This is a genomic window from Tardiphaga robiniae (assembly GCF_001618955.1).
In the GTDB taxonomy this organism is placed as follows: Bacteria; Pseudomonadota; Alphaproteobacteria; order Rhizobiales; family Xanthobacteraceae; genus Tardiphaga; species Tardiphaga robiniae_A.
Genome location: NZ_LVYV01000054.1, coordinates 15647 through 37268 on the forward strand (window position 1 = coordinate 15647; position 21622 = coordinate 37268).

The 21622-nt window shown below is 63.3% G+C and carries 21 protein-coding genes and 1 tRNA gene; 12 read left to right on the forward strand and 10 right to left on the reverse strand.

The genetic code is table 11. The annotated features are described in order from the left end of the window. Positions 1 to 90 precede the first annotated feature (90 nt). Complete coding sequence (locus A4A58_RS25545) at positions 91 to 1464, forward strand: outer membrane protein (protein WP_068737526.1); 1374 nt, start codon at positions 91 to 93, stop codon at positions 1462 to 1464. A gap of 189 nt (positions 1465 to 1653) precedes the next feature. On the opposite strand, the gene A4A58_RS25550 is transcribed toward A4A58_RS25545, so the two are convergent. Further along, the gene (locus A4A58_RS25550) at positions 1654 to 2586 is read right to left on the reverse strand and encodes a class I SAM-dependent DNA methyltransferase (RefSeq protein ID WP_068737528.1); all 933 of its coding nucleotides are present in this window, start codon (positions 2584 to 2586) and stop codon (positions 1654 to 1656) included. 74 nt (positions 2587 to 2660) lie between these two features. On the opposite strand from A4A58_RS25550, the gene A4A58_RS25555 reads away from it, so the two are divergent. The 4 genes from A4A58_RS25555 (at position 2661) to A4A58_RS25570 (ending at position 7137) form a co-directional block, all read left to right on the forward strand. Next, positions 2661 to 3701 carry a ligase-associated DNA damage response exonuclease gene (locus A4A58_RS25555; protein ID WP_068737530.1) on the forward strand — a complete coding sequence of 347 codons (1041 nt, stop codon included), beginning with the start codon at positions 2661 to 2663 and terminating at the stop codon, positions 3699 to 3701. Continuing rightward, entirely contained in the window at positions 3698 to 5374 is a 1677-nt protein-coding gene (locus A4A58_RS25560; RefSeq protein ID WP_068737532.1) for a cisplatin damage response ATP-dependent DNA ligase, read from the forward strand. The genes A4A58_RS25555 and A4A58_RS25560 overlap by 4 nt, the downstream gene beginning before the upstream one ends. 86 nt (positions 5375 to 5460) lie before the next feature. Next, complete coding sequence (locus tag A4A58_RS25565) at positions 5461 to 5766, forward strand: DUF6460 domain-containing protein (protein WP_068737958.1); 306 nt, start codon at positions 5461 to 5463, stop codon at positions 5764 to 5766. Between the two features lie 114 nt (positions 5767 to 5880). Then, positions 5881 to 7137 (forward strand): MATE family efflux transporter, encoded by a 1257-nt coding sequence (locus A4A58_RS25570; protein WP_081422087.1) that lies wholly within the window; start codon positions 5881 to 5883, stop codon positions 7135 to 7137. Positions 7138 to 7239: 102 nt separating this feature from the next. Here A4A58_RS25570 and A4A58_RS25575 read toward each other — a convergent pair whose 3' ends face one another. Beyond that, complete coding sequence (locus A4A58_RS25575) at positions 7240 to 8334, reverse strand: quinone-dependent dihydroorotate dehydrogenase (protein WP_068737536.1); 1095 nt, start codon at positions 8332 to 8334, stop codon at positions 7240 to 7242. Continuing rightward, positions 8331 to 8675: a DUF952 domain-containing protein gene (locus A4A58_RS25580; protein ID WP_068737537.1), complete on the reverse strand. Its 345-nt coding sequence runs from the start codon at positions 8673 to 8675 to the stop codon at positions 8331 to 8333. The genes A4A58_RS25575 and A4A58_RS25580 overlap by 4 nt, the downstream gene beginning before the upstream one ends. A 237-nt stretch (positions 8676 to 8912) precedes the next feature. On the opposite strand from A4A58_RS25580, the gene A4A58_RS25585 reads away from it, so the two are divergent. Beyond that, the gene (locus tag A4A58_RS25585) at positions 8913 to 9542 is read left to right on the forward strand and encodes a S24 family peptidase (protein ID WP_068737960.1); all 630 of its coding nucleotides are present in this window, start codon (positions 8913 to 8915) and stop codon (positions 9540 to 9542) included. Between the two features lie 213 nt (positions 9543 to 9755). Here A4A58_RS25585 and A4A58_RS25590 read toward each other — a convergent pair whose 3' ends face one another. Together A4A58_RS25590 and A4A58_RS25595 are read right to left on the reverse strand one after the other, a co-directional pair. Continuing rightward, positions 9756 to 11399: a lysine--tRNA ligase gene (locus tag A4A58_RS25590; protein ID WP_068737539.1), complete on the reverse strand. Its 1644-nt coding sequence runs from the start codon at positions 11397 to 11399 to the stop codon at positions 9756 to 9758. A gap of 71 nt (positions 11400 to 11470) precedes the next feature. Continuing rightward, a complete protein-coding gene (locus A4A58_RS25595; protein ID WP_433993656.1) occupies positions 11471 to 12382 on the reverse strand; it encodes a transporter substrate-binding domain-containing protein in 912 nt (303 codons plus the stop codon). Positions 12383 to 12472: 90 nt separating this feature from the next. Between A4A58_RS25595 and A4A58_RS25600 the strand changes: the two genes are divergently transcribed. Continuing rightward, complete coding sequence (locus A4A58_RS25600; protein ID WP_068737544.1) at positions 12473 to 14452, forward strand: glycosyltransferase; 1980 nt, start codon at positions 12473 to 12475, stop codon at positions 14450 to 14452. Here A4A58_RS25600 and A4A58_RS25605 read toward each other — a convergent pair. From A4A58_RS25605 to A4A58_RS25615, 3 genes are all read right to left on the reverse strand, one after another. After that, entirely contained in the window at positions 14443 to 15036 is a 594-nt protein-coding gene (locus A4A58_RS25605; protein ID WP_068737546.1) for an SCO family protein, read from the reverse strand. The two genes, A4A58_RS25600 and A4A58_RS25605, sit on opposite strands and share 10 nt — an antisense overlap. A gap of 32 nt (positions 15037 to 15068) precedes the next feature. Next, positions 15069 to 15230: a hypothetical protein gene (locus A4A58_RS30510; RefSeq protein WP_244499871.1), complete on the reverse strand. Its 162-nt coding sequence runs from the start codon at positions 15228 to 15230 to the stop codon at positions 15069 to 15071. Positions 15231 to 15407: 177 nt separating this feature from the next. Further along, on the reverse strand, positions 15408 to 15866 hold the full coding sequence (locus A4A58_RS25615) for a hypothetical protein (RefSeq protein WP_068737550.1): 459 nt from the start codon (positions 15864 to 15866) through the stop codon (positions 15408 to 15410). 256 nt (positions 15867 to 16122) lie between these two features. Between A4A58_RS25615 and A4A58_RS25620 the strand changes: the two genes are divergently transcribed. Continuing rightward, on the forward strand, positions 16123 to 17781 hold the full coding sequence (locus tag A4A58_RS25620) for an FAD-binding dehydrogenase (protein ID WP_068737551.1): 1659 nt from the start codon (positions 16123 to 16125) through the stop codon (positions 17779 to 17781). A 12-nt stretch (positions 17782 to 17793) separates the two neighbouring features. Here the strand turns inward: A4A58_RS25620 and corA are convergent, their stop codons facing one another. Then, a complete protein-coding gene (corA, locus tag A4A58_RS25625) occupies positions 17794 to 18801 on the reverse strand; it encodes a magnesium/cobalt transporter CorA (RefSeq protein WP_068737553.1) in 1008 nt (335 codons plus the stop codon). Positions 18802 to 18911: 110 nt separating this feature from the next. Further along, a tRNA-Gly gene (locus A4A58_RS25630) sits at positions 18912 to 18985 on the reverse strand. 167 nt (positions 18986 to 19152) lie between these two features. Between A4A58_RS25630 and A4A58_RS25635 the strand changes: the two genes are divergently transcribed. From A4A58_RS25635 to A4A58_RS25650, 4 genes are read left to right on the forward strand one after another with little or no spacing between them, the layout of a single operon-like run. Next, positions 19153 to 19731 carry a methylated-DNA--[protein]-cysteine S-methyltransferase gene (locus A4A58_RS25635; RefSeq protein ID WP_068737555.1) on the forward strand — a complete coding sequence of 193 codons (579 nt, stop codon included), beginning with the start codon at positions 19153 to 19155 and terminating at the stop codon, positions 19729 to 19731. Between the two features lie 9 nt (positions 19732 to 19740). After that, complete coding sequence (locus A4A58_RS25640; protein WP_068737557.1) at positions 19741 to 20583, forward strand: helix-turn-helix domain-containing protein; 843 nt, start codon at positions 19741 to 19743, stop codon at positions 20581 to 20583. A 35-nt stretch (positions 20584 to 20618) separates the two neighbouring features. Beyond that, positions 20619 to 21020 carry an SRPBCC family protein gene (locus A4A58_RS25645; RefSeq protein ID WP_068737559.1) on the forward strand — a complete coding sequence of 134 codons (402 nt, stop codon included), beginning with the start codon at positions 20619 to 20621 and terminating at the stop codon, positions 21018 to 21020. Continuing rightward, positions 21017 to 21589: a hypothetical protein gene (locus tag A4A58_RS25650; protein WP_068737561.1), complete on the forward strand. Its 573-nt coding sequence runs from the start codon at positions 21017 to 21019 to the stop codon at positions 21587 to 21589. The genes A4A58_RS25645 and A4A58_RS25650 overlap by 4 nt, the downstream gene beginning before the upstream one ends. The last annotated feature ends 33 nt before the right edge of the window (positions 21590 to 21622 follow it).

The window sequence follows — 21622 nt, forward strand, 5'->3', positions numbered from 1 at the left end:
TAGGTACCGCAATTTTTGCGTCGCGCGGCTACAGACAGCATCTAGTTACCGCTTCATAATTCGACCAGAAATCTGAACTGGATCCCCTTCATGAAAAGCCTCTGCCTCACGACCGCCGCGCTGTTGTCCCTGACCGCCGGTGCACAAGCCGCCGACATGGCCGCGAAGGCGCCGTACTACAAAGCGCCGGTAGTCGCCGTTTATGACTGGACCGGCTTCTATCTGGGCGTCAACGCCGGCATCGGGCTAGGCCGGGATCGCGCCATCCACAACGACGGATTTCTGGGCACCGAATCGACCTACCTGTCACCGCAAGGCGCGCTCGGCGGCGGTCAGGTCGGCTACAACTGGCAGACCGGCTCCACGCTCGGCCCGGTGGTCTACGGCCTCGAAGCCGACATCCAGGGCGCCGGCCTGAGCGATGACCGCACCAATCTGGGCAGCCCGTTCGTGTCGACCACCTACAACCAGAAGATCGACTGGTTCGGCACGGTTCGCGGCCGCATCGGCCTCGCCACCGGCCCCGTGCTCGGCTACGTCACCGGCGGTTACGCCTACGGCAACGTCAAGACCAGCATCGCTTTCGACAATGCCGGGACCGTCTTCTCGACCAACAAAATCCAGAACGGCTGGACCGTCGGCAGCGGCGTCGAAGCGTCGCTGGGCGGCAACTGGACGGGAAAGATCGAGTATCTTTACCTGAATATGGGCAACAACAGCTACGCGTTCGGCCCCCAGACGCTCAACACCGAAGTGCGCGAAAACATCTTTCGCGTCGGCCTGAACTACCGCGTCGGCGGCAGCGCCGTTTACACGCCGGTCGTCGCAGCGGACTGGACCGGCTGGTATCTCGGCGGCAACGTCGGTTCCGGCACCGGCCGCGATCGCAGCAGCATCTCCAAACCAGGTGATCTGCCTGGCGACCCGGCCACGAGCCTGATCTTCAACCTCGCTCCCGACGGCATCAACGGCGGCTTGCAGCTTGGTTATAACTGGCAAGCCGCGAACTGGGTCTACGGTCTGGAAGCCGACATCCAGGCCTCCAGCCAGCGCGACAACAAGACCGTAATCGACTTCGGCAGCCTCGCCTATGACGCCAAGCTGCCCTGGTTCGGCACCGTTCGCGGCCGCCTCGGCTACTCCGTGGGATCGACCCTGTTCTATGCCACCGGCGGTTACGCTTACGGCGGCGTAAAGACCAAGATCAGCGAAGACGGCATCCAGGTGTTCAATGTGTCGACCACCAAGAGCGGCTGGACCGCAGGCGCGGGTATCGAAACCCCGTTCCGGCTGCTCGGCCTGTTCGGACCGAACTGGACCTCCAAGACCGAATATCTTTATGTCGATCTCGGCACGGCCTCGAACACCGTCAACACCACGACCGTCACGACCAACGTCACCGAACACATCTTCCGCACCGGCCTGAACTATCACTTCAACTCGCCGGTTGTGGCGAGGTACTGATCACAGCGACATCTCCGATAGGCAAAACCCCGGCCTCGCGGCCGGGGTTTTTATTTAGTAGGACGCCTGGCGCTCACAGACGTTATTGCCCGGCCGTCATTGCAAGGAGCCCTTGCAACGAAGCGACCGTCTTTTGGCTTCGATTTCTGGATTGCACCAGCAAACTTGCCCTGGCTGACCCCGACGGCGTTAAAGCCGAAGCTTGATCGCGACGGCCACCAGTCCTGGTGCGGCAACGCCGCGTTCCGTGCGAGACGAAACGTGCTCAAGATGAATGAGCGCCAGGCCGGCAGCTGCGATCAGGCCACGCAGATGATCTTCGCTCTGCGCATAACGCAAGCCCGCGCCGAGAGCGACACCGTCGCCGTCATGGGTCTCGGCCGTAAAGGCGAGCAGCCCGTCTGGAACCAGCACGCGCGTAGCTTCTCGCAAAACCGGCGCAAGGTCGTGCAGATAGATCAGCACGTCGGCTGCGATGACCAGCTCGACACTGCTATCTGACCGGCGGCACAAACCCTCGACGATCTCGGCCACTTCAAGCTCGGCATAAAGCCCGGTGGCATGAGCGCGCTCGATCATGCGCGGCGACAGGTCGATGCCGATGACGGCGCCGGTGCAGGCGGCAAAAGCGCCGGCCGCCAGCCCGGTGCCACAACCGAGATCGATGGCGCGGGGGAAGAGCATCGCCCTATCCGTCGCAGCGCATGCGGCATGCACGGCGCCCAACAGGACCGCTGGTCCGCGATAACCGAGCGTATCGACCAGAGCGGCGTCGAACTTGGGCGCGTATTGATCGAACAGCGCCGTCACATAGGTCGCCGGCATGGCCGAGAGATCGTCAGCGCCGAGCCGCATCAACCGCAGACCAGCACCGTTGCGATCACCGGGATCGCTGGCCTGCGCGCGGCGAAACGCGGCGATGGCGGCGGCGGTGTCACCCAGCTGCTCCCGGACCTCCCCGAGCACGAACCATGCGGTGGCAAAGCCCGGCGCCAGATCAGTGGCCTGTTCGAACAGATCGGCCGCCGCCACCAGATCGCCCTGTACCTGCAGGTCGCGCGCATAGTCGAAACGCCGGTCGGCGTTCATATCGCCGGATGACATGAACAAGCGCGCGGGCATGGTGGGAACCGATCGGAGGGCGGGGCGTTCGCAGGATGACTCGAACCAACCCAAGGCGGACCTATATAACCGAGATGCGTCCGCAAGACATCCTTATCCCGGTTCCGGCCGGCCTTTGCTGCAAACCGGGCGGCTTCCATATCGACCCGGTCAGACCGGTCGAGCGCGCCGTGATCACCCACGGCCATTCCGACCATGCCCGCCCCGGCCATGGCGCGGTGCTAGCGACGCAAGAGACCCTCGACATGATGCGGCTGCGCTATGGCGACAATTTCGCCGGCAGCACGCAAGCCATTGCCTATGGCGAGACAATCAAACTCGGCGACGTCATGGTCTCCTGCCACCCCGCCGGGCATGTGTTGGGATCGGCGCAGATGGCTGTGACCTGCAAGAACATCTGCATCGTCGCCTCCGGCGACTACAAGGACGCCCATGATCCAACTTGCACGCCGTTCGAGGTCGTGCCCTGCGACGTGTTCATCACCGAAGCGACGTTCGGGCTTCCGGTGTTCCGCCATGGCGATGCCGCCGACGAAGTGAAGAAGCTGCTGGCCTCGGTCGCGCTGTTTCCGGAGCGCGCGCATCTGGTCGGCGCCTATTCGCTGGGAAAGGCGCAGCGGGTCATCAAGCTGATCCGTCAGGCCGGCTATGATGCGCCGATCTATCTGCATGGCGCGATGGAGAAGATCACGCACTACTATCAGAGCCGCGGCATCGATCTTGGCGAATTACGCCCGGTGAAGGGTGTCAGGAAAGCCGATCTCGCCGGCACCATCACGCTGGCGCCGCCATCAGCCACATCGGATGTGTGGACGCGGCGTTTTCCTGATCCAGTCACCGCCTTCGCGTCCGGCTGGATGCGCGTGCGCGCCCGTGCGCGGCAACGCGGCGTCGAGCTGCCACTGGTGATTTCGGATCACGCGGACTGGGATGGATTATGCGCCACCATCAGCACGACCGGCGCCGGCGAAATCTGGGTCACCCATGGCCAGGAAGACGCGCTGGTGCATTGGTGCCAGAGCCAAGGCCTGACCGCACGGCCTCTTGCGCTGGTCGGCTATGGTGACGAGGAGGAAGAAGAGACACTTCCACCCGGCAAAAGCGCAGACGCATGAACCGCTTTGCCGAACTACTCGATCGCCTGGCCTATGAGCCCGGCCGCAACAACAAGCTACGGCTGATCACGGGCTATTTTCGCGAAGTGCCAGATCCCGACCGTGGCTACGCGCTGGCGGCACTGACAGGTGCGCTGTCGTTCAAGCATGCGAAAGCTGGATTGATCCGCGACCTCATCGCATCGCGCACCGACCCGGTGCTGTTTGAGCTTTCATACGATTATGTCGGCGATCTCTCGGAAACGGTCGCGCTGATGTGGCCGAAGTCTCCGGACATCGCCCATAACAATCCGCCCCCGCCGACGCTCACCGAAGTGATCACCACCCTCCGCACGCTCGGCAAATCCGAGCTACCCGCACAACTCACCCGCTGGCTGGATGAACTCGACGAGACCGGGCGCTGGGCGCTGCTGAAACTTGTCACCGGTGCGATGCGGATCGGCGTTTCGGCGCGGCTGGCCAAGACCGCCGCCGCGGCGCTTGGCGACAAGGACCCGCATGACGTCGAGCTGATCTGGCCCGGCCTCGCGCCGCCCTATGGCGAGCTGTTCGCATGGCTCGAAGGCCGCGCCGAGAAGCCGGTCAATCGCGATCCGGCGCCGTTCCGCCCGGTGATGCTGGCGCACGCCATCGAAGAATCCGACTTCGCCAATCTCGACGCCTCCGACTTCGTTGCGGAATGGAAATGGGATGGCATCCGGGTTCAGGCGGTCAGTGGCAAGGGCGATGACGGCAAGATCGTCACGCGGCTCTATTCGCGCACCGGCGAGGACATCACCGGAAGCTTTCCGGACCTGACGCCATCGCTGCGTTTGTCCGGTGCCATCGATGGCGAGTTGCTGGTGCTGCGCGAGGGCCGCGTGCAGTCGTTCAACGTGCTGCAACAACGCCTGAACCGGAAAAGCGTGACGCCGAAGCTGATGAAGGAATATCCCATTCATCTGCGCGCCTATGATCTGTTGAGCGACGGCGAGACCGATCTGCGCGAGCTGACCTTCGAGCAGCGGCGTGCGAAGCTTGAGATGTTCATCGCGGAGCTCAACGATGAGCGGATCGATCTGTCCGACCAGATCCCGTTCGCAACCTGGGACGCCCTCACCGCGGCACGCGCTGATCCCGCCGGGGCAGGAGCCGGCGAAGATGCCGATGCCGTCGAAGGCGTGATGCTGAAGCGGCGCGATTCCGCCTATCTGCCGGGACGGCCGAAAGGCCAGTGGTGGAAATGGAAGCGCGATCCGCACATCATCGACGCGGTGCTGATGTATGCACAGCGCGGCCACGGCAAACGCTCGTCCTATTATTCGGATTACACCTTCGGCGTCTGGACCGCAGGCGATAGCGGCGAACAGCTGGTACCGGTCGGCAAAGCGTATTTCGGCTTCACCGACGAGGAGCTGTTGCAAATCGACCGCTTCGTCCGCCGCAACACCACCGAAAAGTTCGGCCCGGTCCGCCACGTCACCCACGAACCTGACAAGGGGCTGGTGCTGGAAGTTGCCTTTGAAGGGCTGGCGCGCTCGCCCCGGCACAAGTCGGGGGTCGCAATGCGGTTTCCCCGCATCAGCCGGCTGCGCTGGGACAAGCCGCCACGTGAGGCCGACCGGCTGGAGACGCTGGAGCGCATGCTGAAGGCGGAGACCACAATTGCGCCGCCCAAGCCTGCGACGCCTTGACGGTCCATACTTGACGAACGAGCCGGGTTCCCCATTTGCGTGGGACCACCTATGATCAGCGCGCGATTTGCGCGCAGGAGACCATGATGCAGCCAAATGAGACCCGGGACTTGCCGGCCAACAATGACGGCCTGGCGCGCTTCCTCGGCGGTTCGCCGCTGGCGGTACTCGGCCGGCTGATCCTGCTGTCGATCCTGGTCGGCGTCGTTCTCGCCGCCATCGGCTTCGATCCGTGGAACATCGTCACCAGCATCCGCCGCCTGTTCCAGTGGGTCTATGACCTCGGCTTCGATGCCATCAATGGCCTCTGGCGCTACTTCCTGCTCGGCGCCGTGATCGTGGTGCCGATCTGGCTGATCATGCGGCTGTTCAGCGCCCCCCGCGGCCGCTGAGGCCTCTCTTTCAAAGCTACGGACATCTGACGCTTGTCGACTGACGCCGCTACGCCATCGCAAGCGTTTGAACCTGCCACCACCCGCGACATCTTTGCGATCGCGGGGCCGGCCATGCTGGCCAATCTCACGACGCCACTGCTGGGCATCGTGGCGACCATTGCCGTCGGACGACTAGGCGACGCTACCTTGCTTGGCGGCGTCGCCATGGCTTCGGTGCTGTTCGACTGCCTGTTCTGGCTGTTCGGTTTCCTGCGCATGAGCACGGTGGCCTTCACCGCGCAAGCGCTCGGCGCCGGCGACCAGCACGAGCTGCGCGCGCTGCTGCCGCGCGGCTTCATCATCTCGGCGGTGATCGGCGGATTGCTGATCGTGCTGCAGGTACCGCTCGCGGCCGGACTGCTGACCGCTATGGGCGGCAGCGACGGCGTCACCAGCACTGCACGAACCTATTTCACTATCCGCATCTGGTCGGCACCGCTGGTGCTGGCCAATTTCGTCATCCTCGGCTGGCTGGTCGGCCAGGCCCGCGCCGGTCTTGCACTAACGGTGCAGATCGCGATCAACGCGATCAACATGGTGGCGACAGTGTTGCTGGTGCTCTTCCTCGACATGGGCATCGCAGGTGCCGCCTATGCGGCCATCATCGCCGAACTCTCCGGCTTCGTGATCGGCGCGCTGGTGGCCTGGCGCATCACGGGTGGGCGTCTCACCCAGCCATGGGCCGTACTGCTGGAGCGCGACAGGCTGATGCACATGATGGCGGTCAATCGCGACATCATGATCCGTACCGCTGCCCTGATCGCCGCATTTCTGTTCTTCACGGCACAGGGCGCGCGGTCCGGCGATCTCACGCTCGCCGCCAATGCGGTGCTCAACAACTTCCTGATGATCAGCGCGTTCTTTCTCGACGGTCTCGCCAACGCCGCCGAACAGCTCTGCGGCCGCGCCTATGGCGCACGCAACCGCGTCGGATTCTCCAGCGCCGTGCGTCTCGTTGTCGTCTGGGGTCTCGGCTTCGCTATCGCGCTCAGCGCGATCTATGCCCTCGGCGGATCGGTACTGATCGATACCATGACGTCGAGTCTGGATGTTCGCCGGATCGCGCGCGACTATCTCTGGCTGGTCGCACTGGCGCCGGTGCTCGGCGTCTTCGCCTTTGCCTATGACGGCGTCTTCATCGGCGCCACCTGGGCGCGTGACATGCGTAACCTGATGGTGCTGTCGCTGGTGTGTTTTCTGGCCGCGTGGCTTTTGCTGCGCCCGCTTGGCAATACGGGATTGTGGCTCGCGCTGCTCGTGCACTATATCGCCCGCGGCGGGCTGCAAGCGGTGCGCTACCCGACGCTGCTGCGACGATCGTTCGGGTAACTTCCGTAGCCCGGATGAGCGAAGCGATATCCGGGATCTTTCTTCGCCACATTCGCAACAGCCCCGGATTTCGCTTTGCTCATCCGGGCTACAGGCTCGTCTTCACCCCGGCCAGTCTTCCGCAGTGATCGTCGCCGCATCGGCGCCGACGATTTCCGACAGCGAATCACGGCTGGTGCGCAGCAACGTCGAGGTCAGATCGGCCTTGATGCTGTCGACGAGGCCGATGCCTTTATAGACCAGTGACGAGTACAACTGGATCAGGCTCGCGCCCGCACGGATCTTGGTCAGTGCAGCACCACCGCTGTCGATGCCGCCGGCGCCGATCAGCGGGAACGCGCCTTCGACACGCACGAAGGTCTCCGCCACCATGCGGGTGGACAGCCTGAACAAGGGCCGCCCGGACAATCCGCCCTGCTCTTTCGAGCGTGCCTGTTCGCGCAAGGTCGAGGGACGGCCGATAGTGGTGTTCGCGACGATCATGCCGTCGACACGGCGCGAGCGCGCGACATGGACGACATCGTCGAGGTCGGCAAGGCTGAGATCGGGCGCGATCTTCAGCAGTACCGGAGAATCTCCCGCATTCTTGCGGACGCGCTCACGCGCATCGATCACCCGCGCCAACAGATCGTCGAGCTCGGCGGCCTGCTGCAAATTGCGCAGGCCCGGCGTGTTCGGCGATGACACGTTAACGGTGAAATAGCTCGCCACCGGCGCGAAGGTCTCGATCAGTCGCACATAATCCTGCGTGCGATCAGACGAATCCTTGTTGGCGCCGACATTGACGCCGACGATACCGCCATTCTGCGCACGTGCAGCCAGCCGACGCAGCACGACCTCCGCACCGTCATTGTTGAAGCCGAGCCGGTTGATGACCGCTTCGTCACGCTCCAGCCGAAAGATGCGCGGGCGTGGATTGCCGGATTGCGGCTTCGGCGTCACCGAGCCGATCTCGGCAAAACCGAAGCCGAGACGGAGCAGCGCATCCGGCACTTCGGCATTTTTGTCGAAGCCGGCAGCGATCCCCACCGGATTGGGGAAGTTCAGACCGAATGCACGGACTGCGAGTTTCGGATCATCCGGCCGCGGGCGGGCGTAAGGCAGCATGCGCAACCCGCGGATCGCGAGGCGGTGCGCGTCTTCGGCATCGAGCATGCGCAGCATCGGCAGGGAAAAGGCATCGAAAGCGCGGATCACGATTTGAGCTCCGGAATGTCGTGGTTGCCGTCAGACCGCGCGCGCAGATCCATGACGGCAGTGACGGCGCCGAGATCGAGTTCGCCGTAGAGATGCGGGAACAGATCGCCGCCGCGGGATGGCTCCCAGCGCAGGAAATCACCGAGTGCGTCCGCGTCCACAGCAACCAGAAACAGGCCGGTCTGGCCGAAATAATACTTCCGGAGCGTCTCGGGGAGCTGTGCCGCGGTCGAGAAGTGGATGAAGCCGTCCCGGGCATCGTCGGCACTGCCGCGATAGGTGCCCTGACGCTCGGCCTCGCGCCAGCTCGAGGCCGGACAGATTTTATAGATGGTGCGCAACCGCCCAGACTTCCAATTTGGTTGAATCAGCTGTTTTCGATGTGGTGTGGGCGCCCAGTCGCGGGATTCGATGGCTGGAGCCGACAGTCGACCGTATCGGCGCCCCCCCTCCACTTCAAGGCTGCACATTTTTTTCAAATGCCTGTTGCGAAATCCGTGCATTCACGGCAATAATTCCTAGATTTCGCCACGATTCACCGCCCCGCAGAAATCCGGGCCAAGGGACCGAAACCGATGATGCTCTCGCACGCCCAGATCTGGAACGCCCTCGACCGCCTCGCAGAGCGCAACGGCATGTCACCCTCCGGCCTTGCGAAGAAAGCGGGGCTCGACGCCACGACCTTCAACAAGTCCAAGCGCATCACCAACGACGGCCGCGAACGCTGGCCGTCGACGGAGTCGGTCTCGAAGGCGCTGACCGCAACCGGCGTGACCATCGACAGCTTCGTCACGCTGATCGAAGGCACCAAGCGCATCGTGCAGTCGGTGCCGCTGCTCGGCTTCGCACAGGCCGGCCATGGCGGTTACTTCGACGACGCAGGTTTCCCCGCCGGCAGCAAGGGCTGGGATGAAGTCGGCCTGCCGTCGGTGAACGACGAGCATGCCTATGCGCTGAAGATCTCCGGCGATTCGATGAAGCCCGCTTATCGCGACGGCGACATCATCGTCGTCTCGCCGGAAGCGCAGATCCGCAAAGGCGACCGCGTCGTGGTCAAGACCAAGGACGGCGAGGTGATGGCGAAGGAATTGAAGCGCCGAACCACCAAGATCATCGAACTGCAGTCGCTCAATCCGAACCATGTCGACCGCAGCTTTCCAGCCTCCGACATCGCCTGGATCGCGCGCATCGTTTGGGCGAGCCAGTAACGCTCTTCTTCCCCTCTCCCCCAGCGCAGCATAGCTGCGCGCAGCGGGAGAGGGTGGATCGAACATGCGAAGCATGTTCGAGACGGGAGAGGGGCGGCCACAAGCTCCGAGCCCAGTCGGCCCTCTCCCGCCTTCGCTTCGCTCAGGCACCCTCTCCCACGGCGCGCGGCCGCGCCGCGCTGGGGGAGAGGGGAAGTGGAGCGTCGCTGCTAGCTAGGCACTCCGCGCCAGCGCGCCGTCGATCATGTTGATCGCATTCTGCACGCCATAGACCGCCACGAAGGACCCGAAGCGCGGGCCCTTCTCCTGGCCGAGCAGCACCTGGTACAGCATGTTGAACCAGTCGAGCGAGACGCCGGGCCGGCCATCCTTCGCGAGCTTCTTGTGATCAAGGAACGGCTCGCGGCGGCCGATCTCATAGACCGCGTTCTGGATGTCTTCCGGCGTGGCCTCTGCCGGCAGTTGCGAGAGCGCATCGCGCAGATCCTGCAGCGCCACGCGCTCGACATCAGTGGGCTCGCGGAACGTCTTGGTCGGCGCCACAAAGTCCCGATAGTAGTTGATGGCATAGCCGACCATCGCGTCGAGCCGCGGATGCGTCGCCGCGGAGACGCCCGGCCGATAACGCCGGATGAAGCCCCACAGGGTTTCGGCATTCTCGGCATTCGACGACGACACCAGCGTCAGCAGGAGCTGGAACGTGACCGGCATGTTCGCCACCGGCGGATCGCCGGCATGGATATGCCAGGCCGGATTGGACAGGCGCTGCTTGGGATCCTGCTTCGCATAGCCTTCGACGAATTGCTGGTACTCGTCGACATTGCGCGGAATCACGTCGAAGAACAGCCGCTTGGCCGCCTTCGGTTCGCGATACATGAACAGCGACAATGACTCCGGCGACGCGTAGCGCAGCCACTCGTCGATGGTCAGGCCGTTGCCCTTCGACTTGGAGATCTTGCCGCCCTTGTCGTCGAGGAAGAGCTCATAGTTGAAGCCTTCCGGCGGCGTGCCGCCAAGCGCAGCGCAGATCTTGCCCGACAGCTTTACGGAATCGATGAGATCCTTGCCGGCCATTTCATAGTCGATGCCGAGCGCCGCCCAGCGCATCGCCCAGTCGGCCTTCCACTGGCACTTCACATTGCCGCCGGTGACCGGCGTCGTGACTTCTTCGTTAGTGTCAGGATCGACATAGGTGACGGTGCCGGCAGCCACGTCGCGCCGGATCATCGGCACCTGCAGCACGACGCCAGTGGTCTTGCTAATGGGAAGGAACGGCGAATAGGTCGCGCGGCGATCCGGGCCGAGGGTCGGCAGGATGATGTCCATGACCTTGTCATAGACTGCGAGCATCTTCAGCAGCGTCGCATCGAACCGGCCGGATGTGTAGTAGTCGGTCGACGAGGCGAATTCGTAGTCAAAGCCGAACTGATCCAGGAAGACGCGCAGCCGTGCATTGTTGGCCGCGCCGAAGGACGGATATTCGTTCGAGAACGGATCCGGCACCCGCGTCAGCGGCTTGCCGAGATGCGATGCCAGCATGTCCTTGTTCGGCACATTGTCCGGCACCTTGCGCAGGCCGTCCATGTCGTCGGAGAAGGCAATCAGCCGGGTCTTGATCTTGTCCTCGGTAAGCACGCGAAAGGCATGGCGCACCATGGTCGTGCGCGCAACCTCGCCGAAAGTGCCGATATGCGGCAGGCCGCTTGGGCCGTAGCCGGTCTCGAACAGCACTTCGTCTTTCGGCGTTTTCTTCAGACGCGCCACCAGCGCCTTCGCCTGCTCGAACGGCCAGGCGTTGGAAGTCTCGGCGAGCGCGCGCAGCTCGCTCGGGCTCATGGTGGGGTCTAGCGTGGACATCGTGTTTTGGGCCTCCGGGCCGCGGAACCTAGCGGCTCCGCACGAAAATGCCAAACCGCGAATTGAGAGAGTTAGAAGGGGCTGACCGAGAAATAACGCAGCCACAAATCGGTGTAGCGGCCTTTCTCCCAGACCCGGAACAGGGCCCAGTTCAGCGCCTGGCGCAGCGTGTCGTTACCCTTGCGGACGGCAATGCCGATGCCCTCACCGAAAAAGCGGCTTTCGATGAAGGGCCCGCCGCTGAAGGCGCAACAATCGCCGGAATCGCTGCCGTTGATCCAGAAGGCAAACGAGATCGCATCGCCGAAGATGAAATCGACCTCGCTGCGTTTCAGCGCCTGGCGTAGCGCATCGTCGCTTGGGAAAGGCACCAGCACCGCATCGGTGAACATCGCCTTCAGATAGGCCTCATGGGTCGAGCCCGCGATCACGCCGACCTTCTTGCCCTCAAGATATTCCGGGCGAATCTCCGGCATCACGGCGGATTTGCGGGCCACGAAGCGCGCCGGCGCGCGGTAATAGGGATCGGTGAAATCGACGCGGGCACGGATCTGCGGCGTCACAGCCATGGAGGCAATGATGGCGTCGCCGCGGTTGCTGGAGATGGCATCGAGCAGCGTCTCGAAGCGGCGCATCTGCACCGTGCAGGTGACCTTGATCTCCTCGCAGAGAAGCCGCGCGAGATCGACGTTGAAGCCCGCCGGATTGCCGTCGGGGCCGGTGAAGTTGAACGGCGGATAGTCGGTCTCGGTCAGGAAGCGGATCACGGTGATGCGCGACAGGTCAGGCCGGTCCGGACGGCGACGCGGATCCCAGAAGCCCGGCACGGCCTGCGGACCCGGCTGGCTGACGGCCTGAGCCGAGGTCTGTGCCAAAGCGGGCGCTGCCGAAAACAGCGACATCCATGCGGCCAGCAGCATGCCAAGCGCCAGCGCAGTTGCGCGACATCGTGTCAGCGGTATTTGGTTGCTGGAATTAACCATCTGTGGTTGCATAGGGGTGCGTCCGGATCGCGGTCTTATAGACCATCCCGCGCGAGACGCGAGTAGCGTTTGTGAGTGTGAGGGCGTTGCATGGGGGTGCAGCAATCTTTCCGGGATCGACCGCGCGTCTGGCGTCAGCCAGCCGCCGCAATAGGCCAGCCTCTCAGCTCCCTCGGTTGGACGTCTTCCTCCACCGCGCCGAACTACAGGGCGCCAGACCACCGCGACAGCCCGGCCAGCGAACTCGACTGCCTGCGTGGCATACTCCCGGTCCCGCTTCTGCACGCCGCGGAGCGCCGGAGCCGCGAGCTCAATCTGGGCGCCGATCAGATCCTGATCCAATGGGGCGTCATCAGCGAGGAAAAGTATGTCGCGCATCTGGCGCGCCACCTTGGCGTCGGCTTCGACGATCTCTCGACAGTCGGGCGCGCTCACTGCCCCTTGGCGGATGCTGACCTCCCGGGGATCGCAGAGTTCGGCATCCTGCCCCTCCAGGAGGATGACACACTCAACTGGATCGTCACGCCGCGTGCCTTTACGGCACGGCGCCTGACGCGTTTCTCCACCACATATCCATCACTTATCGCGCGCATTCGGCTGACCACACGGCGTCACCTGCATCAATATCTGACCGAGCAAACCGGCGACGCGCTTTCGGATATCGCCGCCGAAGGCCTGCTGCAGATGCAACCTGCCATGTCGGCCAAGTCGGCCATCGGTTGGCGCAAAGGATTGCAGCCGGCGCTTCTGCTGCTGGTATGCGCGGTTCTCGCGCTTCTGCATCCGACACTGACGATGGATCTGATCGGCGGCCTGGCGGCGATCTGGTTTCTCGCCTTTTCGCTTCTCAGGCTGACTTGCGTGCTGGTTCCGCCGCAGCCGGAGCAACAGTTTCCGCCGCTGCGCGACGATCAATTGCCTATCTACTCAGTGGTCGTCGCGCTCTATCGCGAGGAAGCGTCCGTTCCGGGTCTGCTGCGGTCCCTGCAAAGGCTGAACTATCCCCCGGAGAAGCTCGACATCATTCTGGTGCTCGAGCCCGACGATCTGCGGACCCGCGCGGCGGTTGCCAGAGCCCGGCCAGGACCGCAGGTTCAGGTCCTGCTCGCACAGGCGACGGGTCCAAAGACCAAGCCGAAGGCGCTGAATGTTGCACTCCCCTTCGTGCGCGGCAGCTTTCTGACCGTGTTCGATGCCGAAGACGATCCCGACCCCGGCCAATTGCGCGCCGCGCTCGACATGTTTCGCCAGCACAACGACGACGTCGCCTGCGTTCAGGCGGGACTGCATTTCGACAATCTGACGCACAGCCTGCTGTCGCGCATGGCGGCAGTCGAATATGCCGGGCTGTTCGCGGTCTTCCTGCCCGGGCTGGTCGCCCTGGGCATGCCATTACCCCTTGGCGGCACCTCCAATCATTTCCGCACGGAGACCTTGCGCTGCATCGGCGGCTGGGATGCCTATAATGTCACGGAAGATGCCGACCTCGGGATCCGCCTGGCGCGACTGGGCTATCGCTCCCTCACCATTCCATCGGTCACGCTTGAGGAAGCACCGATCGCGTTCGGCGCGTGGCTGCGACAACGCTCACGCTGGATGAAAGGATGGATGCAGACCTGGGCCGTTCACATGCGCGATCCCCGCCGATTGTGGGACGAAGCCGGCGCGCGGGGATTCCTCGCACTCAACATCGTCTTCGGCGGTAATATCCTGACGTCTCTGGCCTTTACGGTGCTGGTGGTCAAACTTGTCGCCTGCCTGCTGCTTGCCGATAGCACCCTGCTGTTTGGCGACCGGTTGTCGTCACTGCACGTGCTGGCTATCGCCTGCGGCTTCATCGCGACCTGCATCCTGGGCCTCACCGGTCTGATGCGCCGTGGCCGTCTGCGCGATGGCTGGATCCTGGCCCTGACGCCGATTTATTGGGGGTGTCTCTCGATCGCGACCTGGCGCGCCCTGTGGCAGTTCTGGACCCGGCGCCATCACTGGGAAAAGACCGAGCACGGTCTCGTGCATCGGACCGGGACGATGGCCGCCGGAACGAACTCTCGTGGACGGACTCAGAGGTAGCGCTTGAGATCGGCGACTGCCTCTTCCGGCTTGCGCTTGATGTTGAACGGCGCGACGAAATTGCCGTCGCGGTCCATCAGATAGATCAGCGCGGTGTGATCCATCGTGTAGTCGCCGTCCTTGGTCGGCACCTTCTTGGCATAGACGCGGTAGCCGGAAATCACCTTCGCCACCGCATCGGGCGCGCCGGTCAATCCCTTCAGATGCGGATCGAAGCTCGTCAGGTAGTCCTTCATGATCGCCGCCGTATCGCGCTCGGGATCGACCGAAACGAAATAGGTATTGATACGATCGGCGTCCTTGCCCATCGCGCGCAGCACTTCCGACATTTCGAACAGCGAGGTCGGGCAGATGTCCGGGCAATGGGTAAAGCCGAAGAAGATCAGCGTCGGCTTGCCCTTCAGGCTCTGCTCGGTGACGGTCTGGCCGGACTGATCGGTGAGCTGGAACGGACCGCCGATCGAGGCCGGTGCAGCGACATTGCGGAAACCGCCCGTCAGCCACAGCACGACCAGCAATCCCGCCGCGAGGCTGCCAGCGAAGGCAGCAATAATGACGAGCGGCCGGGTGGTTCGATCAGTCATGGAATGTCCCCTGAATTGCCCTTGGCAGCCGATCACATGCAGGCGGCGATGCCGGTCTTGATCATCTCGAAAAATACGGCCGTGCCGTAATGTGCCCACAGCCCGATTGCACCCACCAGAAGGAGCGCCACAAAGGCCGCGGCCGATGCGACGATCACCGACGCCACCCGTGACGGCCGCTCGGACGCGGGCATCGTGCTCTTAGGCGTCAATAAAGGCTGCACCATCAGACGATCTCAAAACGGCCAAGGCCCGAGATCATTCAGGAGCCTGCCATCCAGGTTCCAGATAGGCTGAGATGACGGCGCGGGCAAGCGCTCCCGGCGCCGCAGGGCATCACGTCATGCTGATGGAATAAAAACCAGATCGGCCTAGCGCGCGCTGGAGGCGTGGGCGTCCATGTAACAGGGCTTGTACATGCCCATCAGCTGGCGGCCGCGCAGGAAGATCATCTGCGTCTTCAGCCCGCCACGCCTGGAGATCCAGCGCCGGATCTGCGTCGGATACATCGAATACAGCATCTGGGTGGCTTCCGGATTGGTCACCGCGCGACCATTGGCACCCATGTCCCAGGCCGCATGAAAGCCGAGATTGGCATTGGAGGTAACGCAGATCCGGTCACGCGGAACCGCGCCGAGCACAATCGTGCAGGCCGAGGCGCACAGGCCATCGATGATCACGGTTTCGCCGGAAGTGCGTAATCCCTGATACCTGTCGACATAGGTTCCGATCCGTCCGCCACGATCATCCGCGATCCGAACCACCGCGTGACTTGCCCCGACGCCCGCGAACAGCAAGACCGCCGCCAGCAAACCCGTAACGAACTTCATGTCCAGCCCCAAAACCTGTCGATCCCGAATCTGACTGCCCTAGTGATGCAGGGCATGGTCAGCGTGTTGCCAGATCGTGGCTTTGTCCAGACGAGCATGACGCTTCCAATGCGATTCAAATCGAGTGTTGCGCGCGGGATGCACCTCGTTCCCTTGCGGTATCAATCTGAAACAGTGCCGCCCCTCGCGCGCAATTTCCGTTGACCAAAGTTCCCGCGCCGACTTCAATCTCCATTAACAAAATGGGGGAAACAGTATGGCCGCTGATGCGGATGTCATCGTCGTCGGTGGCGGACTCGCGGGCCTCGTTGCGGCCACGGAAATTGCTGACGCCGGCAAGCGCGTTGTCGTGGTCGATCAGGAAGGCGAACAGAATCTCGGCGGCCAGGCCTTCTGGTCGTTCGGCGGTTTGTTCTTCGTCGACTCTCCGGAACAGCGGCGCCTTGGTATCAAGGACTCTCATGACCTGGCGATGCAGGACTGGCAGGGCACGGCCGGCTTCGATCGCGATGAGGACCTGTGGCCACGGCGCTGGGCCGAAGCCTATGTCGCTTTCGCCGCCGGCGAGAAACGCAATTGGTTGCGCGCCATGGGTCACCGCGTGTTTCCAGTGGTCGGCTGGGCCGAGCGCGGCGGCTATGACGCGATGGGCCACGGCAATTCGGTTCCGCGCTTTCATGTCACCTGGGGCACCGGACCGGGCATCGTCGAGCCGTTCGAGCGCCGCGCGCGCGAGGCGCAGAAGAAGGGACTGCTGACATTCAAATTCCGCCACCGCGTCGATGCGCTCAGCGTCACCAACGGAACCGTTGATGGCGTGAGCGGCGCGATCCTTGAGCCAACGAATACAGAGCGCGGCGAAAGCAGCTCGCGCAACGTGATCGGCGACTTCTCGCTGCGTGCGCAAGCCGTGATCGTCGCCTCCGGCGGCATCGGCGGCAATCATGATCTGGTGCGGCAGAACTGGCCGAAGCGTCTCGGCGAACCGCCGAAGCGTATGATCTCCGGCGTGCCCGCCCATGTCGACGGGCGCATGATGGGCATCACGGAAACAGCGGGCGCGCGGCTGATCAATCGGGATCGCATGTGGCACTATGTCGAGGGTATCGAGAACTGGAATCCGATCTGGCCGAAACACGGCATCCGGATCCTGCCCGGCCCATCGTCGATGTGGTTCGACGCCACCGGCAAGCGGCTGCCGGCGCCGCTGTTTCCGGGCTCCGATACGCTCGGCCAACTGCAATATATCCAGTCCACCGGCTATGATTATTCATGGTTCGTGCTGACGCAGGCGATCATCAAGAAGGAGTTTGCGCTCTCGGGCTCCGAGCAGAATCCGGATCTCACCGGCAAGAGCTGGCTGATGACCGCGCGCCGCGCCACCAACAAGGGCGCGCCGGCGCCGGTCGAAGCCTTCAAGGATCACGGCATCGACTTTGTGGTGCGCGACAATCTCGACGATCTCGTCAGCGCAATGAATGCGCTCACCGGTGACAATCTGCTGAAGTTCGACGAGATCCGGACGCAAATCGAGGCGCGCGACCGCACCATGGCCAATCCCTACGTCAAGGACGCGCAGGTGATGAACATCCACAATGCGCGCAAATATATCGGCGACCGCCTGATCCGGACCGCGAAGCCGCATCGCATTCTTGATCCCGCGCAGGGGCCGCTGATCGCCGTGCGGCTCAACATCCTGACCCGCAAGACACTGGGCGGCTTCGAGACCGATCTGGACTCGCGCGTGTTCGGCAGCAACGGCCAAATCATGCCGGGGCTTTACGCGGTCGGCGAAACCGCCGGCTTCGGCGGCGGCGGCATGCACGGCTATCGCTCGCTGGAAGGCACGTTTCTGGGCGGATGTTTGTTCACGGGGCGGACGGCGGGACGCGCGGCAGCGAAAGCGGTGGTGTGACCGCTTCGCCGGTCACAGCCACCCGTTGCGCCTGAATCGGAAATACATGTAACCGCAGATCGCGGCGATCCCGCCAATCACGACGTAATAGCCGTAGGTCCATTTCAGCTCCGGCATGTGTTCAAAATTCATGCCGTAGATTCCGGCAATCGCCGTCGGCACCGCCAGGATCGCCGCCCAAGCCGCGAGCCTGCGGGTAATTTCGGTTTGCTGCGACTGCCCCGACATCAGGCTCGCCTCGAACGCAAAGGCAAGGACTTCGCGCAACGAATCGATATCCTCTTCCGCCCGTTTGACGTGATCCAGCACATCGCGGAACAGCGGCTTCATTTCATCGTCGATGAACAGAATATCGATATGTTCGAGTCGGTGACAGACATCGACCAGCGGCCCGACCGCACGGCGCAGGCGCAGCAGATCGCGGCGCAGCTTGTAGAGCCGCTCGAATTCGGCCCGCGTCAGCATGCGGTGCAACACGCCATCTTCGAGCTCGTCGATCTCGGACAAAATGGATTCGATGACAGGACGATAGTTGTCGACGATGAAATCGAGGATTGCATAGAGGATGTAGTCTTCGCCGCGCGTCAGGTTTGCCGGGCAGGCCTCGCAACGTTCGCGCACTGCCGCATAGGACGTCGAGGCGCCATGGCGCACGGACACGACGTAGCCTTTACCCAAGAAGATATGCGTCTCGCCGAAAGCAACAGTCTGATCGACCAGTTGCGCCGTTCGCGCGACGATGAAGAGCGCTTCGCCATATTGCTCCACCTTGGGATGCTGATGCGACTTCAGCGCGTCCTCGATGGCGAGCGGATGCAGATCGAATTGCGCGCGCAGTTTTTCGAGCAGTTCAAGGGACGGTTCAAACAGTCCGATCCAGACCACATGGCCCGGCTTCTGCGCCCAGACGCCCGCCTCCTCGACGGGGATATCAGCAACACGGCGGCCATTGGCATAGACGCTGGAGGCGACAACGCCGGGGACATTGCCCGCGATTGCAGCTGAGAGGGGAAACGTCATTCAAGAACCTTGTGTTGTGCGAACAGCAACGGGCGCCTTTGAAGAACGGCGGGGATGCCAAACCGTTCAATCGCCATGCGGCACCGATCATCTGGAATGAATGAAGGGGCTGGAGCGGACGGAGGGAATCGAACCCTCGTATGCAGCTTGGGAAGCTGCCGTTCTACCATTGAACTACGCCCGCATCGTCGCGTCATCTGATCTAGCCGAGACCGGCCGATCCGCCAAGCGGATTGATGGCAGCCGGTTACAGTTTCCTTGCACCGCACACCCGGCCGCACCCTTCGAAAGGTAAGCGCTCAAAAGATTCCAGATGACGGTTTCAAATCGCCTGCTAACATCGCCTTCGGGATGGCTGGGCACGGATACACAACCTTCGACACGTCGGTGGGCCGATGCGGTATCGCATGGGGCGATGCCGGCATTGTTGGTGTGCAATTGCCGGAAGCGCGCGAGATCGAGACCCGGCGCCGCCTGCTGCAGCAATTTCCCGATGCGCGCGAATTCCGGCCGCCGGCCGATGTCGACTACGCCATCGAGGGCATCGTGGCACTGCTGCGCGGCCAAGCCGTCGACCTCGTCGATGTCCCCGTTGATATGTACGGTCTGCCGCTGTTCAATTGCCGCGTCTATGAGGCGATCCGGATGATCCCGCGCGGTGAGACCCGCACCCATGCGGAGATTGCAGCAAAGCTCGGCGCCAGCGGCGCGGTCTATTCGGTCGGCCAGGCCATCGCGCGCAATCCGTTTGCGATCCTCGTACCATGCCACCGCGCACTGGCCGTTGCGGGCCAGACCAGCGGCTTTGCCGGCAATGGCGGCATCATCACCAAGTCGCGACTGCTCTCGATCGAGGGCGCGCTGGCCGGCCGGACGATCACCCTGTTCGACGCCCTGCTGTCGGTTGCCCCATTGCGCCCGCACGGCTAAATTGAGCCCATGCAGGCGACCACGCTGTTCCAGGGCAACGCGATCACCGTCACGGACTATCGCTGTACGGCGGGCCCGGACGACCAGCCGTTTTCCGAACAGCACGCCGGCCATTCGCTCTCCTATGTTCGCAAGGGCAGCTTTGGCTGTCGCTGCCGCGGGCAATCGCACGAACTCATCGCCGGCGCGCTGCTGATCGGGCACCCCGGAGACGAATATACCTGCCATCACGAGCATCATGGCTGCGGCGACGAGTGCCTATCCTTCGCCTTCGCGCCCGAACTGGTCGAGACGATCGGCGATGCCAGGACCATCTGGCAGCAAGGGGCCTTAGCGCCGCGCGCCGAATTGATGGTGCTTGGCGAGCTCGCGCAGGCCAGCGCGGAGGCGCACAGCGATCTCGGGCTCGACGAGATCGGTCATGCGTTTGCCGCGCGTTTTGTCGACGTCGTGTCGGGCGAGCCACGCAGGCGTGTGAACGGCAATGCACGGGACCGCCGGCGCGCGGTCGAGGCCGCACTGTGGATCGACTTCCATGCGAGCGAGGAGATCGATCTCGATGCGGTCGCCCGTCAGGCCGGATTGAGTCCGTTTCATTTCCTGCGCCTGTTCCGGAATGTGCTCGGCGTGACGCCGCACCAGTATCTGGTGCGCGCGCGGCTGCGGCGGGCCGCAAACCTGCTGGTCGAGAAAGACCGCGCCATCACCGACATCGCCTTCGATGTCGGCTTCGGCGATCTCTCGAATTTCGTCCGCAGCTTCCATCGCGCTGCCGGCGTCTCGCCCCGCGCCTTCAGGCAGGCCTCGCGCGGCGACCGCAAGATTTTCCAAGAACGGCTGGCCGTGCACTGAGTAGCTTGCCGTCCTGATCAACCGGGAGGCACAGCATGGCATCGATTCACAAAGAGATTTTCCTCGGCGCATCGGCCGACGATGTCTGGTCCGCACTGGCCGACTTCGGCGCGCTGCACACCCGGCTGGTGCCGGGCTTCGTCACCGACACCAAGCTGGACGGCGACGCGCGCATCGTGACGTTCGCCAACGGCTCCATCGCACGCGAAAGACTGGTCGATTGCGACCACGACCGACGGCGCCTCGTCTATGCCATCGTCAACGAGCGCATCACCCAGCACAGCGCATCGGCACAGGTATTTGCCGATGGACCCGCCCGCTGCCGGTTTGTCTGGACGGCCGACGTGCTACCGAATGAGATCGCGCCTTACATGAGTGAGCAGATGGATCTCGGCCTGGCGGCGATGCAGACCCAGTTCGGGAAAGCCGCGCGATGACTGCATCGTTTCTCGATGCGCTCGCAGCGGACGGCCCTGCCCCGGATCGCATCGGCCAGATGGATCTCTATGGCTGGCTGATTGGCGCCTGGGATCTCGATGTGGTCAGGTATATGCCGAACGGCGGAGAGCGCCGGCGCAAGGGCGAATGGCATTTCGGCTGGGTGCTGGAAGGCCGCGCCATCCAGGACGTCTGGATCGTGCCGCCGCGCGGCCAGTTGCGCGACGGCGACGCCGCAGCAAATGCCTACTCGTATGGAAGCACGCTGCGGATCTACGACCCGCGTATCGATGCCTGGCAGATCCAGTGGACCGATCCCGTGATGCAGAATTTTCTCACCATGACCGGCCGCAGGCACGGCGACGACATCATCCAGCTCGGCCGCGACAGTGAAGGACGCCCGATCCGCTGGAGCTTCTCGCAGATCACGCCGCGCTCGTTTCTGTGGCGCGGCGAGACCTCGCATGACGACGGCGCGACGTGGCGGCGCGACGTGGAATTTACTGCAAGACGCTCGAGCCAGGCTGGACACTCGAGCCGAACAGAGCCGAAATCAGGAATGCGCTGAGCGAGTGAGTGGAGACCGCAACCGTGCCGTAGA

Excerpts from the sequence above, each read along its gene's own strand:
- A4A58_RS25545 (WP_068737526.1), top strand. The coding sequence starts at position 91 with ATGAAAAGCCTCTGCCTCACGACCGCCGCGCTGTTGTCCCTGACCGCC.
- A4A58_RS25550 (WP_068737528.1), bottom strand. The coding sequence starts at position 2,586 with ATGCCCGCGCGCTTGTTCATGTCATCCGGCGATATGAACGCCGACCGG.
- A4A58_RS25555 (WP_068737530.1), top strand. The coding sequence starts at position 2,661 with ATGCGTCCGCAAGACATCCTTATCCCGGTTCCGGCCGGCCTTTGCTGC.
- A4A58_RS25560 (WP_068737532.1), top strand. The coding sequence starts at position 3,698 with ATGAACCGCTTTGCCGAACTACTCGATCGCCTGGCCTATGAGCCCGGC.
- A4A58_RS25565 (WP_068737958.1), top strand. The coding sequence starts at position 5,461 with ATGCAGCCAAATGAGACCCGGGACTTGCCGGCCAACAATGACGGCCTG.
- A4A58_RS25570 (WP_081422087.1), top strand. The coding sequence starts at position 5,881 with ATGCTGGCCAATCTCACGACGCCACTGCTGGGCATCGTGGCGACCATT.
- A4A58_RS25585 (WP_068737960.1), top strand. The coding sequence starts at position 8,913 with ATGCTCTCGCACGCCCAGATCTGGAACGCCCTCGACCGCCTCGCAGAG.
- A4A58_RS25590 (WP_068737539.1), bottom strand. The coding sequence starts at position 11,399 with ATGTCCACGCTAGACCCCACCATGAGCCCGAGCGAGCTGCGCGCGCTC.
- A4A58_RS25595 (WP_433993656.1), bottom strand. The coding sequence starts at position 12,382 with ATGGTTAATTCCAGCAACCAAATACCGCTGACACGATGTCGCGCAACT.
- A4A58_RS25600 (WP_068737544.1), top strand. The coding sequence starts at position 12,473 with ATGGGGGTGCAGCAATCTTTCCGGGATCGACCGCGCGTCTGGCGTCAG.
- A4A58_RS25605 (WP_068737546.1), bottom strand. The coding sequence starts at position 15,036 with ATGACTGATCGAACCACCCGGCCGCTCGTCATTATTGCTGCCTTCGCT.
- A4A58_RS30510 (WP_244499871.1), bottom strand. The coding sequence starts at position 15,230 with ATGCCCGCGTCCGAGCGGCCGTCACGGGTGGCGTCGGTGATCGTCGCA.
- A4A58_RS25615 (WP_068737550.1), bottom strand. The coding sequence starts at position 15,866 with ATGAAGTTCGTTACGGGTTTGCTGGCGGCGGTCTTGCTGTTCGCGGGC.
- A4A58_RS25620 (WP_068737551.1), top strand. The coding sequence starts at position 16,123 with ATGGCCGCTGATGCGGATGTCATCGTCGTCGGTGGCGGACTCGCGGGC.
- corA (WP_068737553.1), bottom strand. The coding sequence starts at position 18,801 with ATGACGTTTCCCCTCTCAGCTGCAATCGCGGGCAATGTCCCCGGCGTT.
- A4A58_RS25635 (WP_068737555.1), top strand. The coding sequence starts at position 19,153 with ATGGCTGGGCACGGATACACAACCTTCGACACGTCGGTGGGCCGATGC.
- A4A58_RS25640 (WP_068737557.1), top strand. The coding sequence starts at position 19,741 with ATGCAGGCGACCACGCTGTTCCAGGGCAACGCGATCACCGTCACGGAC.
- A4A58_RS25645 (WP_068737559.1), top strand. The coding sequence starts at position 20,619 with ATGGCATCGATTCACAAAGAGATTTTCCTCGGCGCATCGGCCGACGAT.
- A4A58_RS25650 (WP_068737561.1), top strand. The coding sequence starts at position 21,017 with ATGACTGCATCGTTTCTCGATGCGCTCGCAGCGGACGGCCCTGCCCCG.